Annotated in this window: 7 protein-coding genes; 5 read left to right on the top strand and 2 right to left on the bottom strand. The window is 32.6% G+C overall.

Annotated features, from left to right (window positions below):
• Positions 1–138: 138 nt before the first annotated feature.
• Positions 139–2,913, bottom strand: coding sequence for a LuxR C-terminal-related transcriptional regulator (locus tag WNY60_RS06300; RefSeq protein WP_342861859.1), 2,775 nt, complete (start codon positions 2,911–2,913; stop codon positions 139–141).
• A 93-nt stretch (positions 2,914–3,006) separates the two neighbouring features.
• A complete protein-coding gene (locus WNY60_RS06295; RefSeq protein ID WP_342861858.1) occupies positions 3,007–3,954 on the bottom strand; it encodes an NAD-dependent epimerase/dehydratase family protein in 948 nt (315 codons plus the stop codon).
• 161 nt (positions 3,955–4,115) lie between these two features.
• On the opposite strand from WNY60_RS06295, the gene WNY60_RS06290 reads away from it, so the two are divergent.
• The 5 genes from WNY60_RS06290 to WNY60_RS06270 form a co-directional block, all read left to right on the top strand.
• Positions 4,116–4,649: a hypothetical protein gene (locus WNY60_RS06290; RefSeq protein WP_145004504.1), complete on the top strand. Its 534-nt coding sequence runs from the start codon at positions 4,116–4,118 to the stop codon at positions 4,647–4,649.
• Between the two features lies 1 nt (position 4,650).
• The gene (locus WNY60_RS06285; protein WP_342861857.1) at positions 4,651–5,169 is read left to right on the top strand and encodes a nuclear transport factor 2 family protein; all 519 of its coding nucleotides are present in this window, start codon (positions 4,651–4,653) and stop codon (positions 5,167–5,169) included.
• Between the two features lie 96 nt (positions 5,170–5,265).
• Positions 5,266–8,727: a T9SS type A sorting domain-containing protein gene (locus WNY60_RS06280; RefSeq protein ID WP_342861856.1), complete on the top strand. Its 3,462-nt coding sequence runs from the start codon at positions 5,266–5,268 to the stop codon at positions 8,725–8,727.
• Positions 8,728–8,887: 160 nt separating this feature from the next.
• Positions 8,888–10,927, top strand: a complete 2,040-nt coding sequence (locus WNY60_RS06275; protein WP_342861994.1) for a M13 family metallopeptidase — start codon at positions 8,888–8,890, stop codon at positions 10,925–10,927.
• A gap of 416 nt (positions 10,928–11,343) precedes the next feature.
• The coding region (locus WNY60_RS06270) for an Ig-like domain-containing protein (protein WP_342861855.1) at positions 11,344–15,773 on the top strand (4,430 nt) is incomplete at its 3' end.

Here is a 15,773-nt window from a genome sequence, read left to right as displayed (position 1 = left end):
CAAGGTTAAGTTAATGTTAACAAAGCTAGTGCTGACGTATTGTAAACCATAGTATTAATCACTAAATAGTACACTAAAACGATATAGTGACGTAGTATTGACGTAGTAATTTATGTTATAATTTAGATAAAAATGCGTTTAAATGAAGCTGTTTAGGTAGTCTGTAAGCGAGTCTTCTGAGCTTAAATTTAATTTTCGTTTTAAACGATATCTGTGTGTTTCAATTCCTCTGGTAGAAATATTCATTAAAGGCGCAATCTCTTTTGTTACTAAATTCATCTTAATATATGCGCATAATTTTAAGTCTTTATGCGATAGTTTAGGATGTTTAATTTTTAATTGATTGAAGAATTTTTCATGCACCTGATTAAAGTTATATTCAAATATTTCCCATTCATCTTTATGACCAATGGTATGATCAATTTTTTTCTGAAGACGTTTGCTAACTTGTTTATTTTGGAACTGACCTTCGTTAATTTGAAGTTCTTTTTTTATTTCTAATAAAGCTTCATTTTTCTTAACCAATGCAATAGCTGTATTTGCTAATTGCTTGCTTTTTAATTTGATCTCGTTTTGAAGTGATTCATTTTTAAGTTTAATAATCTTACGATCATTTTCAATATTTTTTTCTTTTAAAATCTGTTGTTGCTCTTTTTTAAATTCTATTTCTAGTAGTTTTTGTTCTTTCTTCATTTTTCTTTTATGAAGTAAATACATTATACCTAAAGTTAAAATTAAGGCTAATGCGTATATTATAAAACCTGTACTAGACTTGTACCATGGTGGTAATACATGAAGATTTATTGTTTTTACTGGAGAGGTTTCGCCTGCTTTATTGGAAGTCCTGAATAATATTGAAAAGTCTCCGTTTTTGATGTTGGACAATACTAAGTTTTCATTATCTACTTTGTCCCATTTAGTAGGATTTGTGCTTAAACTGTATTCAAAAAAATGATTGTTAGAGTTTGGAGAGGCTATAGATATGCTTAGTTTTCCGTTATTTGGTAACTCTATTACCGAAGTGTCAATCTTTACTCTAATGTCGTTTACTTGTATTTTTTCGATTAGTGGTTTAATTGGTTTTTTAACGGTAAAATTTTGGTTTGCATTTAGTAATAAAAAGCCATTATTTAAGTTAAGCGCATAGATAGAGTCATTAATTTGTGATATGTTTTCATACCCAACAATTAGTCTGTCATCATAATAATCTCTAGTTAAAACCAATTTATCGTTGTTAGTGGCTTTAAGTTGAATGATGCCTTTATTGTTTTTAAAAAATAAGTTATTAGTTAAATCTTCTGATACGACATCAGATTGAGGACCTATTTTGTCGTTTAAAAATTTATATGGAATTATGCTGTCAGCCAATGGCTCGTAGGTTTTCCATCCATCATTGGTTTTAAAGCAAATATTGTTTTTAATTTTATAGACTTTAATGTTGTAGTCGGAAGCAGTTGCTTTTGTGTTATATTCCTTATAATCAATAATGGAATCAAAGGTGTTATTTAACTTTACTTTTATTAAGCCTTTGTAAGCATGTGCTGCCCAAATATTATTTTTGTCTTCAAACTCTAAATATTTTATTGGGATTGTTGGTTGTCCTAAGTAGGATGCAGCCCAGCTTTCTTCTGTTTTATTAAATTTTACTAATCCACCATAAGTACCTTGAACATAGCTGTTGTTATCAGGTATTTTTTTGATTGTCCAACCTCCTGTAAAGTTTGATATTAACTGTATGGTGTTATTTTTTACTAAAAAAGTACCATCATTATGTCCACAAAATAACTGATTATCTATCAGTTTAAGATCCCATACTTGTCCTTGAGACCCTTCAATAAATATTAATTGATGTTGATTGTTTAAATAATATAGACCTGTGTTGCTACCAATATAAATGGTGTCATTATACTTTATTACATCGTAAACTGCACCTAGTTTACCAGAAACATCATTATAGTATGTTATGTTGTTTTTTAAATTTATTTTGGATAATCCATTGTCTAAACAAACCCAAATATTAGCATCATTATCTGCTATTATATTTAAAACGGTGTTGTTAACTAGTCCATTTTCTTTATTAATATTAAATATGACTTGCCCTAAGTTGTTTGTAACATAAATTCCATTTTTTATAGTTCCAAACACCATATTTCCGTTTTCTAATTTTAAAAAACTATTAAGTTGATATTTTTTTATTATATCATTAATTGGAAGCTTAGTTGGTTGTAGGTTGTTATTTATTAACGTAAAGCTTCCTTTTAAAGCAGTTGTAATTAATAAACTATTTTGGTAGTTGGCTATTCCAATAATTTTAGCGTCAACAAGATCATCGCTAAATAAGAAAGGTGTTAAGGTATTGTCTTTTAGTGTAAATATTCCGTTGGTTAATGTATTAACATAAACCGTATTGTTAGATACAGAACAAGAGATGATTGTATCAGTAGATTCAATTTTTGTAATGGTATTGTTGTCTAAAACATAAACGTTTAAAAAAGATCTAAAGATTATTTTGTTGTCATGTTGTAGAATTTGCCAAAACTCCTCATTAAGTGATTTGTTTCGATTAATTAAATGCGACAACGAATGATAAATTAGTTCTCCTTTGTTGTTGTATTGCCAGTAGCCAAACTCTTCATACGAGCCAGTATATATCTTGTCTTTAACAACTAAAACAGAGCGGATTGTAGTTTTGTTGGGTAATGCGTTTAGTTTCCAATTTAAACCATTATATACTAGTAAACCATTATTATTTGCAACATAGACTTTTCCGTTTTCAGCTTTAGAAACGCCCCAGTTTTGGTTTCCTGCATCATATTGCGAAAACGAAAAATTCTCAAAATAAGGAGTATATTGTGCTTGAGCAAGTTGACTTGCTATTAGTACAATAAATAACAGATATATCCTTATTTTCATTATAATTAAACGTTTGTTTCGATAATGTATAAATTTAGTTAGAGATTCTTTTTTAGATATTTAACTATCTACAAATTAGATTATTTAATACAACTAAGACTTTTTACTTAAGTTGCTTAGCATGTCTTTGGTTATTCCATCTAAATCAAATTGATGTTTCCAATCCCATTGTTCTCTAGCTTCAGTGTCATCAATACTACTTGGCCAAGAGTCTGCAATTTGTTGTCTAAAATCAGGCTTATAGCTGATTTTAAATTCTGGAATCTCTTTTTTTATAGATTCTGCAATCTCTTTTGGAGTAAAGCTAATTCCAGAAAGATTATAAGAAGATCTAATTTTTATTTTCTCAGAATTTGCAGACATAATATTTACAGTAGCTTTAATAGCATCATCCATGTACATCATTGGTAGCGCTGTGTTTTCGGTTAAAAAACACTCGTAATTTTTATTTTTTAAAGCTTCATGATAGATTTCTACAGCATAATCTGTTGTTCCTCCACCAGGTAGCGTTTTCCAGCTAATTATTCCTGGATAACGTAAGCTTCTTACATCTACATCATATTTTTCGTGATAATATTCACACCAACGTTCACCAACTTGCTTGGTAATTCCGTAAACAGTAGTTGGTTCCATAACAGTGTATTGAGGAGTGTTTTCTGTTGGAGTAGTAGGTCCAAATACAGCAATACTAGAAGGCCAAAATACTTTTTTAATAGCTTTAGCTTTGGCTAAATTTAATACATGAAAAAGTGATTGCATGTTTAAATCCCAAGCTTTCATTGGATACTTTTCTCCTGTAGCACTTAATAAAGCTGCCATTAGGTAAATTGTATCAATATTATGTTTTTCGCAACATATTTTAATGGATGCATAATCCATAGCATCGATAATCTCAAATGTACCAGAATTGACTAAATCTAGATTATTGTAATTTAAATCACTTGCAATAACATTAGCATCACCATGAATAGCTCTAAGTTTGTAGGTTAATTCTGAACCTATTTGTCCTCCTGCTCCAATAATTAATATTTTTTCGCTCATTTTGTTGGATTATGTGTAAAATATGCGCTCAAAAGTAATAACATTTTAAAGATTTATTAATAAAAAAATTATAAAAGTGGTCAGAATAAACAATTTTAAGTTTTAATAATATTTAACTCTTTAATCTAATATATTTGTGTGTCAAACATTTAATTTTAATCATGAGATTTATAAAATTATTAGTAATTACTGTGTTATTATTTACATCTTGTAAAAAGGAAAACACAGAAATAACAGCTGAAGAGGTATCAAAGCAAAATACAGTTGTAACGGATTCGTTAAAATTAACTAAGAAAGATATTTCTAAAGTTAATTATAAAGACATAGGTTTAGATGCAAAGACTAATAAGGTTATTTCAAACTGGCAACCATATTTAAATGTTGTTAACGGAATAGAAAAAATCAAACTTCCTGATTTTTCATTTTTTAATGCAGATACAGATTTGTTTGTTTCTAGCCTTAAAGATTTAGAAGAAACAATACCTGAAGGTATCAATACTGAGCCTATAAAAGCTAGAGTTTTGGTTTTAAAAACTATGCTTTTTAAGTTTCAAGAAATTGAAAGTTTAAATACAAGTTCAAAAAAAGATAAGTTATTGGCAATACAACAAGTGTTTGTTGCGCTTTCTAATTTAAACCTTCAGATAAACAAAAAGATAGAAAAAGATAGTCAAACTATTATAAAGCCTTATTAAAATGAAATACGTATTTTTTTGTCTAATAAGTCTTACCCTATTGTTTTCGTGTAAAGTAGCAGAAGTGCAAGTGGATGTTGCAAAGCAAAAAGTAGATATAAATTATAGTTTGGAAGCTTGGCATAAAGCTGCTGCAGAAGCCAATTTTGATGCTTATTTTAATTTAATGACCACAGATGGCGTGTTTATAGGTACAGATGCAACCGAAAATTGGCAAAACAATCAATTCAAGGCATTTGCTAAACCTTATTTTGATAAAGGAAAAGCATGGCGTTTTACTACATTATCAAGAAATATTTATGTTTATGAAAATCAAAAATTAGCGTGGTTTGACGAATTATTAGATACACAAATGGAAATTTGCAGAGGATCTGGAATTGTTGAAAAAGTTGGCGATGTATGGAAGGTTAAACATTACGTCTTGTCAATAGCAATTCCAAATGATAATGTAAGTGAAGTGACAAATTTAAAAAAGGCATCAGATAGCATTTTAAAGTTGAAATTATTAAAAAACTACTAAATACTCAAAAAATAATGTATTTTGTCGATGTTTTTTGTTAATACATCAGTAGTTAAATAAAAAACTTCTATTTTTGATTTTAAAATGTTAGAAAAGATGAAAAAAATGTTACTCTTAGTTTTTGTGCTTTTTAGTACTTTAACTTTTGCTCAATTTAATCAAGATGCTCCATGGATGAGTAGTCTTAAGCAAACGTCAAACGATAAATCAAAACCTGCAAAATTTCAGGATATAGTTGACGCCTTTAATACCTATTGGGAAACTAGAGATCCGAATCAAAAAGGGAGTGGTTATAAACCTTTTAAAAGATGGGAAACGTATTGGTCAAATTATGTAAAACCAGACGGTACACTTCCAACATCTTTGGAGTTATGGAATACATATTTAGACGTTGTAAATTCAAAAAGCAACTTAAAAAGCAGCAATATAATGGTTGATGAGAGTGATTGGCAACCTGTTGGTCCTTTCACGCATTCTAATACTGGATCTTGGTCTTCTGGACAAGGTAGAATAAATGTTGTAGTGCAAGATCCAAATATACCTACTACAATTTATGCAGGAGCACCTGCTGGAGGTTTATGGAAGTCTATTGATTCTGGTTTGTCGTGGATTACCACAACAGATGATTTACCTCAAATAGGAGTTTCGGGAATTGCTATTGATAGCAATAATAGTGATATTGTTTATATCGCTACAGGAGATGATGACGCAGGAGATTCTTTTAGTGTAGGTGTAATGAAATCTATAGATGGTGGATTAACTTGGAATACTACAGGATTAAATCCTGGAAACGCACCAAACTCTATGAATGATATTTATATCAATCCATCAAATTCTAATATGTTATGGGTAGCTACTAGTAATGGCGTTTATAAAACTATTGATGGAGGTACAAATTGGAGCAATTTTAATGCGTCTAGCGCATCTAATGGTACTGTAGGATTAAATATTAAAGACATAAAAATTAAGCCAACAGATCCAAATACTTTATACGCAGTATCTAGCAACAGGTTTTATAAATCTGTTGATGGCGGAGAATCGTTTACATTGGTTACTGGAGGTTTACCTTTTAATGGTATTTCTAGAATGGTTATAGATGTAACACCTGCAAATCCTGACGTGGTCTATGTTTTGCTGTCCGATAATAGCTACGGTTTTAGAGGTGTTTATAAATCATCAAATGCTGGTGTTAATTTTACTCAAGTAGCTTCATTGGCTAATAATGGTGATATTTTTGAATCTACGCAGTCTTGGTTCGACCTTGCTTTTGCAGTTTCGGACACAGATGAAAACGAAATTTATACGGGAGTCCTAAATATTTGGAAAGGTAATGTTACCGGAAGTCAAACTAATTTTACAAAAGTTAATAATTGGAATGCACCATTTTCATCTTCTTATTCTCATGCAGACATTCATTTTTTAAGATTTTTTAATGGTGACTTATATGCAGGAACAGATGGTGGTTTTTACAAGTCTCAAAATAAAGGAATAAGTTTTACAGACTTAACAGCAGGAATGCAAATCAGTCAGTTTTATAGAGTAGCAGTATCAAAACAAAGCTCTAATAAAATGGTTGGTGGATTACAAGATAATGGTGGTCATGCTTTTAATAATGGACAGTGGCAAAATTATTATGGAGCAGATGGTATGGATACTGCAATTGATCCAGCAAACTCCAATAATTATTATGGATTTACGCAAAATGGAGGCGGATTATATATATCCTCAAATGCAGGTGGTGCAATAACAGGTAGTGTAGGCTCTCCTGCTGGAGAAGAGGGAAATTGGATTACTCCTTTGGCAATGAGTGTTAATAGTGAGCTATATTCTGGTTTCAATTCATTATACAAACTAGTAGGTAATAATTGGGTAGCAGTGTCGTCTTCATTTGGTTCTAATATTGATGCTATAGAGATCGATCCAATAAATCCAGATAATATCTATGTTGTTATAAATGCTTCATTAAGAAAAAGTACTAATGCAGGAGTTTCTTTTACAAATGTTGCTTCTTTTAGTTCTAATATAACCTCTGTTGAAGTTAATAATTCTGATAATACGATAGTGTACGTTACTACCTCAGGATTTTTAGGTCAAGTTTTAAAATCAGTTGATGGCGGAAACAATTTCACCGACATAACAAGTGGCTTACCAACAGTAACTAAAAATAGTATAAAACATCAAGGATTACATTCTAAAAATCCATTGTTTTTAGGTACAAGTTTAGGCGTTTATAGATATGATGATGATACTTTAACATGGGATTTATTTAACAACGATTTACCTAATGTTGCTGTAACTGATGTAGAAATAAATGTTTTAGACGATAAAATTACTGCAGCTACTTATGGTAGAGGTATATGGCAATCTGTTATTCCAACCGAATTGGCAGCTACAGATGTTAAATTGGTAGCGCTTAATGGTATTAGTGCAGCTGTAGATTGTGATGCTAATATTGTACCACAAGTAGAAATTAAAAACAATGGGTTAAGTCCTATAACATCTGTAGATTTTAACTATTTAATCGATGGTGTTTCTAATGCTTATAATTGGACAGGTAATTTACTATCGGAAACATCAACTTTAGTGGATTTACCAGTATTAAATTTACCTAAAGGAATTTATACATTTAAAGTATCATCAACTATTGCTGGTGATACTTATGCAAGTAATAATGACTCAGAAGAAAAAGTTATTTATGTTAATGATAGTGGTGTAACACAAGTGGTAAACACATTTGAAACAGCTGAAGAAGCATTATTAGTTATTGACGAAAGCGCAGCAACACAATATTGGCAACGAGGTGTTCCAACAGGAGCTGTCTTAAACAACCCATCTTCAGATTTATCTAATCAAGTATATGGTACAAACTTAATAGGAGATTATGATAACAATGTAAAAAGTTATTTAGTGTCACAATGCTTTGATTTAACACCATTATTAAATCCTGAGCTTAAATTTGATATGGCGTTTCAGCTTGAAGATGATTGGGATCTATTATATATGGAGTACTCTATTGATCAGGGATTAAACTGGACTGTCTTAGGTACAGCAACAGATCCAAATTGGTACAATAATGATACTGCACAAGGCGAAAATAACACGTGTTTTAACTGTATTGGGTCTCAATGGTCTGGAACAGATGCACAATCTGCTACAATGTCAGAGTATAGCTATGATTTAACAGCATTAAATGCAGAGACTAGTATTATGTTTAGGTTTGTATTTCAGTCTGATCAAGCTGTTCAGGAAGAAGGTGTTATTATTGATAATTTTGTAATCAGAGGAACCGATAATTTAAGTGTTGACCAATTTGAAACTAACAATTTTATGGTGTATCCAAATCCATCAAAAGGCTTATTCAATATTAAAACACTTTCTAATCAAAGTTTTGATGTTGCGGTTTATGACCTTACAGGAAAGTTAATTTATAATAAATTAGAAGCTAAAACTAATAATAATTTGTATCAATTGGATTTAAGTAGCTTTTCAACAGGAGTTTATTTTTTAAATTTACAAACTAATGTTGGCAGAATAACTAAAAAGCTAATTGTTAATTAAAAGTTAATTTAAACTTAAAAAACGCGCCTTACTACCAGCTAGTAGGCGCGTTTTTTATACCTTAAACAATTATTATACGCGTAATATAAACACTATCAAAAAAATGAAAATCAACCTTAAAAAATCAACTGTAATTGGTATAGTTGGCTGTTTAACCATCATGGGATGTAAAGAAGACAAGCCAGCGGAACCAACTGCAAAATTAGAAGTCGTTCCAGGAATCAATTTAGATTACATGGACAAGTCAACACAACCTAAAGAGGATTTCTTTAGATATGTAAACGGAAAATGGTTAGACAATAACGAGATTCCGGATGATCAAGCTACTTGGGGAAGTTTCCAAGAATTGCGTAAAAAAACAGATGCAGATGCTTTGGCAATTTTAAAAGCAGCAATGTCTGATAATAAAGATCTTGAAAACATTAAAGTATTACCAGGTTCTGACCAAGAAAAGGCAGTTTATTTTTACCAAACTATTATGGACACTATTGGTCGTAATAAGTTAGGTATTGAGCCAGTAAAACCATATTTAGCTAAAATTGAAGCTATAAAAAATATCGAAGACCTACAGGCTTACATGATTGAAATGGAGCCTCAAGGTGGAGGTGGTCTTTATGGATTTGGTGTAGGATCTGATCCTAAAGATAGTAACCGTAACGTTGCCTATTTAGGAGGAGGAAGTACAGGTTTACCAGACAGAGATTATTACATTAAGGATGATGCCGACTCAAAAGAAAAAAGAGAAAAGTATGTAGCACATATCACTAGGATGTTTCAATATTTAGGTGATGATGAAGCAACAGCTAAAGCACAAGCAGAACAAATTTTAGCTTTCGAAACTAGATTAGAAGAGGCTAAAATGGATAAAGTAGATCGTCGTGACGCACGTAAGCGTTACAACCCAAGATCTATTGCAGAGGTTCAAAAAATGGTGCCAGCAGTTAACTGGAAAAAATTTATTTCTGGTATAGGTGTAAAACAATTAGATACAGTAATTATAGGTGATTTAGGTTACTTTAATAGATTACAAGAAGTATTGGCTGATGGTAATGTAGACGATTGGAAAGCATACTTAAAATGGCAAACATTTAATAGTGCTGCTGGTTATTTAAGCACAGATATTGAAACTGCTAACTGGGAGTTTTATGGAAAAGAATTAAATGGATCAAAAGCACAACGTCCAAGAGAAGAGCGTGCTTTAGGTGCATTAAACGGTACAGTTGGAGAAGCATTAGGAAAATTATATGTTGACAAAAAGTTTCCTGCAGAGGCTAAAGTAAAAGCTAAAAAAATGATTGAAAATGTCATTTTAGCGTTTGAGCATCGTATAAATAAATTAGACTGGATGAGTCCAGAAACTAAACAAAAAGCAATCGAAAAACTTAAAGCAACTAAAGTTAAGATTGCTTATCCAGACAAATGGAAAGATTATTCTGAATTAAAAATTAATAGTGTTGAAGAAGGAGGGTCTTATTTACAAAACTCTTTAAATGCTACTGCATGGAATTTTAAAGATGATATCCAAAAATTAGGAAAACCAGTTGATAAGTCGGAATGGTATATGGCTCCTCAAGTGGTAAACGCTTACTTTAATCCAGCTTACAACGAAATTGTTTTTCCAGCTGCTATTTTACAACCACCTTTTTATAATTATACAGCAGATGATGCTGTAAATTATGGAGGAATTGGAGCTGTAATTGGACATGAAATTTCACACAGTTTTGATGATTCAGGATCACGTTATGATAAAGATGGAAACCTAAATAACTGGTGGACCGATGAAGATTTAAAACAATTTGAAGGTTTAGGAAAAGCTTTAGCTGATCAATATTCAGGTATTGAAGTATTACCAGAAACCAATATTAATGGTGCTTTTACATTAGGTGAAAACATTGGAGATTTAGGTGGTGTTTTAGCTGCTTATGATGCTTTGCAAATGAGTTTTGAACAAAATGGAAGACCAGAAGATATTGATGGTTTTACAGCAGAACAACGTTTCTTTATGTCTTGGGCAACCGTTTGGAGAACTAAAATGCGTGATGATGCATTAAAAACTAGAATAAAAACAGATCCACATTCTCCAGGAATGACAAGAGCTGTGCAACCTTTATTAAATATTGATGCATTTTATAAAGCGTTTGATATTAAAGAAGGAGATAAAATGTATATCGCACCAGAAGATCGTGTAAGAATCTGGTAAAATCTTTTTTGTTAAATACATTAATAAGGGCAACTTAATAGTTGCCCTTATTTTGTTTAAATTTACTTTAAAAATTAAAATATAAAGTGAAAGATTTTTAAAAATTAAAAACATATCATTTAACGCATTTCATCCTTTTTTTTTGCACTTCATCGAATATAAAAAGTTTTATTCCCCAATATGTCGGTTATCATAAACATATTAAATATTTTTATTATTTAACATACTATTAACTTAATTGTTAATTCAACCATGTTAAACAATGTGTTGCTAACCAAATGTACATGCTTATGAAAGTTTTTACTTCTAAAAAGTCAAAATTTAATTGTTTATTATTTTCTTTTTTTACTTCTCTATTGTTTTTATCTTCATTTAGCAGTTTTGCTCAATGTGAAATAACTGTTATTTCGACTTCAATGATTTCACCCTGTAATGATGGTGGAACAACTCCTGATCCAAATGACGATACATTTACAGCAAATATTACTGTTATTTTTAATTCTTCTCCTGCTACAGGAACACTTGAAATAACAGGGGATAGTGGTACTTTATCTGTTCCAGTAACAGGTCTTACAACAGCTACATCCCATACTTTTAGTGGTGTTACAATGGTTGCAGATGGCACACCAATCGATATAACTGCTTCATTTGTAGGTGATCCAGTATGTACGTTTACATACAACGAGCCTTCTGCCGGATTAGCGCCTGCATCTTGTAGTCCTGATTGTGTAATAACTAATATATCATCATCAAACGAAAGTATTTGTGACGATCAAGGTACAGTAGGTGATGCTTCCGACGATGTATATACAGCAGACATAACAATTACATTTTCTAATCCACCAGCTAGCGGTCTTTTAAATTTATCAGGTGATGTTGTTAATCCCTCAGGAATAAATGTAGGGGTTGGCGGATTAGATTCAGCTACTAGTCATACATTTGTTGGTGTAGTCTTACCGTCAGATGGGAGTGCATTAGATCTAACAGCAACTTTTGATGCTACTGGCTGTAGTTTTTCTAATTCCAATGTGGCAACAGCTCCAGCTCAATGTAGTATTGCTTCAGGTGACGGAGGTTTGACAATAACTAAGTCCCACTGTGATTGGGGTTATACAACAGACGATAGATACAGAATAAGATATTCTGGAGTACTTACTAACACTGGTACTAATCCAGTTTATAACATAAGTATAACAGATGATTTAGGAACTCCATTTTTAGGAGATGCAAATATTGTAAACATTGTTTCTCGTTCAGCAGGTCCATTAACTTTAGGAGTAACACCTAATGGCTCGTTTAATGGAACCACTGATGAAGAAGTAATTATTATTCCAACATTAAATGAATTAGGTCCAGGACAATCAATAACCTATGGATTCTGTATTGAAGTTGATGCTGTTGCTGCTCTTGATGGTACAACTGTAATAAATGAAATTTTTGCAACTGCAAATGATGCAGTAACTGGAGCTGCTTATGAAACATCTGCAACAGATACCGAACAATTTGAAGAAAACCTTTCAATATTAAGTGCTGGTTTAGAAGTAAATGATGCAACACCTCCTGTTAATACAGATGGTACAGTAGATTTCTTTTACACTATTACTTTAAGAAATTCTGGATCTGGTCCAGCTTCTAATGTGCAATATGTAGATTCTTTCGATCATTTATTTGCTTCAGGAATACCAATTAATACTTTTACTGTAACACAACTATCAGGTACTTTAAATCCAAACCCAGGTTTTGATGGTGGATCAGGTTTAATAGGTACATCTACCGATTTATTAGTACCAGGACAAACTATGGCTGCAGGTACATCAGCCAGTTATAGAATTGATTTAAATGTAGGGCCAACATCTAACCAAACAACAAGAAACACACAAGGTGTATTTTCTGGAGTAGATTCTAACGGAATCGCTGTTTCAGATACCACAAGAAGAAATTTAACAGCAGAACATGATGAAGAACAATGTTTGTGTGAGCAAACACCTGTGAGAATACAATTTGTCCCTGTTCCAATTATTACAAAGACCATTATTAATAATGATCCAGCAGGTACTTTAGGTAATAGAGATATTACTTTTCAAATAGAAATAGAAAATGACCCAACGTCTCCAGTGGATTTATTTAACCTTCAGGTTGTAGATGATATTGAAGCGATGTGTCCTGGTAATATTGTAAGTGTTAGCGCGCCTCAAATTATAACTTCTAATGCTACAGTAGATCCAGTCCTAAATGCGTTTTACACAGGACAAGGGTTAAATAATATTTTTGAAAACAATACAGGACAATTTGCACCTGGAGAAAGATTAATTTTAACCATAGATGTTGAAATTACTTTACCATGTACAGGAAATAATGTTGCAACATTTTCAGCAACAGATCCTAACGGTACTCCGGTTAATCCAGTTACTTCTTCTGTTGGAATTAACAATCCACCACAAGCAGAGGACGATACTGATACAACAAACGTTGATACACCAATCACTATAGATCCTTTAAATAATGATTCAGATCCAGATAGTGATCCAATTATAATTTCTGAAGTAGATGGTATACCAATAACAGATGGTGGTGCGCCAATTCTCTTATCAGATGGAACAATTGTACAATATATAAGTGGTGAATTATTAATCACACCAGCTCTTGGAAGTAGTACTCCAATTTCTTTTCCTTATACTATTCAAGATTCTCTTGGTAATCAGGATACTGCAAATGTTTTTATTACCATAAATACATGTGCTGTAGCAGTTATTTCTTTAACAAATATTCAACCATGTGATTCAAATGGTACTACAGGAGATTCTTCTGATGATACATTTATTGCAGATGTAGTTGTAGATTTTACTAATCCTCCTGGATTAGGTAACCTAGACTTAACAGGTGCTGGTATTAATACATTTGTTCCAGTTTCTGGTTTAGATTCTGCTACACAGCATACATTTTCAGGATTAACTTTTTCTTCTGATGGTGCAAATGTAATTCTTACAGCAACTTTTGATAATCCAAGTGGTTGTACAGATACTCAAAATGCAGGTACTGCACCAGCATCTTGTAGTGTTGCACAAGCTGATGTAGGTGTAACAAAAACATTAAATCAAACAGGACCTTTTGCTCCTGGTGATACAGTGTCTTGGAATATTGTAGTTAGTAATTTAGGAACAGACTTAGCAACAAATGTATTTGTTACAGATACACCTACAAATGTTACAATCACTAATGTAACAGGAGGTGGTTGTGTAACTTTCCCTTGTAATTTAGGAGATATGTTGCCTAATTCACCATTTAGTGATGTAACAATAGTAGTTACAGGAACAATTGACGCTCCTGGTCCATTTACAAATGTTGCTTCAGTTTCTGCAAACGAGGTAGACTCAAACCCAACCAATGATATAGATGATGGTAGTGACGGAAATAATGATGGCATTGCTGTTGGTGAAGCAGATTTAGTAACAGTAAAAACATTATCAAGTGTAGACTCTACTCCAGCTGAAGGAGATACTGTAACATTTACAATTACCGTAACAAATAATGGTCCTGATGACGCAACTAATGTGTCTTTAGCAGATACAATTCCAACAGAATTAACTGCAACAGGAAATAACGGAAATACAGGTGGTGATCAACCTTCAACTTACTCGGCTCCTAATTGGACAATTCCTTTTATAGGTAGTGGACAATTTGTAACACTAACTATTGAGGGTACTGTCAACGCAGGTGAAGACGGAAATGCTATTACAAATACAACTACAGCAGCTATAACTGCAGACCAAACAGATCCTACAACAGCTGGCGATGATTTAACAGAAAGTGTTACTGTTGATGGATGTATAGATACTGATGGTGATGGTGATTGCGATAGTACAGATCCAGATCCAGCTGATCCTTGTAATTTTACACCTGGAAGTATTGCAGATCCAACAAATTCTATTTGGGCAGCAGCCGATTGTGATGGTGATGGTGATCCAAATGGAACAGATCCAAATCCAAAAGACCCTTGTGAATTTACTGCTGGTACAACTGCTCCTTCAGACCCAATGATGTCAGGTACTCCTGCTCAAACAGCTTATGATATATGGGCAGCAGTAGATTGTGATGGTGATGGTGTTACAAATGGACAAGAAGTTATAGATATGACTGATCCTTATGATGAATGTGAATATCTACCTGTTAATCAAGATTACTCAACTACAACTGCTCAATTTCAAGATGCAGATTGTGATGGTGACGGAGTAACAAATGCAAACGAAATAGATCCTGATGGTAATGGTGTTGACGATGGTAATGGAACAGACCCATCAGATCCTTGTGATTACGAACCTTTACTAGTTACTGAAATGCAAACAGGAGCCTGGATATTGGCAGACTGTGATGGTGATGGAGATCCAAACGGAAGTGACCCAGAACCAGCAGACCCATGTGTATTTAGTGTAGGAACAACAACACCTACAGATCCAGGTTTACCCCCTACAGATTCAGAACAAATTGCTTATAATATATGGGCAACAACCGATTGTGATGGAGATGGAACGCCAAATGGAACAGATACAGCTCCTTATGATCCATGTGTAGATGATGGAACAACAGGTGATGAAGATCAAACTAATCCATTATGGATAGCAGCTGATTGTGATGGCGATGGCGAAACAAATGGAACAGAAAACAGTAACGGTTCTGACCCTAATGATCCATGTAGTGTAAGTGGAGCACCAACAATACCAGCACCATCAGATCCAAACTATTCAGTATGGGCAGCAGCTGATTGTGATGGTGATGGTGAAACAAATGGTGAAGAAATAATCAATGGAACCGATCCATTCGATCCATGTAGTGTTACAACATCAACGAC

The sequence above is a fragment of the Olleya sp. AS48 genome, from assembly GCF_038900355.1.
In the GTDB taxonomy this organism is placed as follows: Bacteria; Bacteroidota; Bacteroidia; order Flavobacteriales; family Flavobacteriaceae; genus Olleya.
The sequence above is the reverse complement of the archived record's forward strand: the minus strand, read 5'-3'. Positions and strand labels throughout refer to the sequence as shown.

Coding starts and splice junctions, on each gene's coding strand:
- WNY60_RS06275 (WP_342861994.1), top strand. CDS start 8,888: ATGGGATGTAAAGAAGACAAGCCAGCGGAACCAACTGCAAAATTAGAA.
- WNY60_RS06300 (WP_342861859.1), bottom strand. CDS start 2,913: ATGAAAATAAGGATATATCTGTTATTTATTGTACTAATAGCAAGTCAA.
- WNY60_RS06285 (WP_342861857.1), top strand. CDS start 4,651: ATGAAATACGTATTTTTTTGTCTAATAAGTCTTACCCTATTGTTTTCG.
- WNY60_RS06290 (WP_145004504.1), top strand. CDS start 4,116: ATGAGATTTATAAAATTATTAGTAATTACTGTGTTATTATTTACATCT.
- WNY60_RS06280 (WP_342861856.1), top strand. CDS start 5,266: ATGAAAAAAATGTTACTCTTAGTTTTTGTGCTTTTTAGTACTTTAACT.
- WNY60_RS06295 (WP_342861858.1), bottom strand. CDS start 3,954: ATGAGCGAAAAAATATTAATTATTGGAGCAGGAGGACAAATAGGTTCA.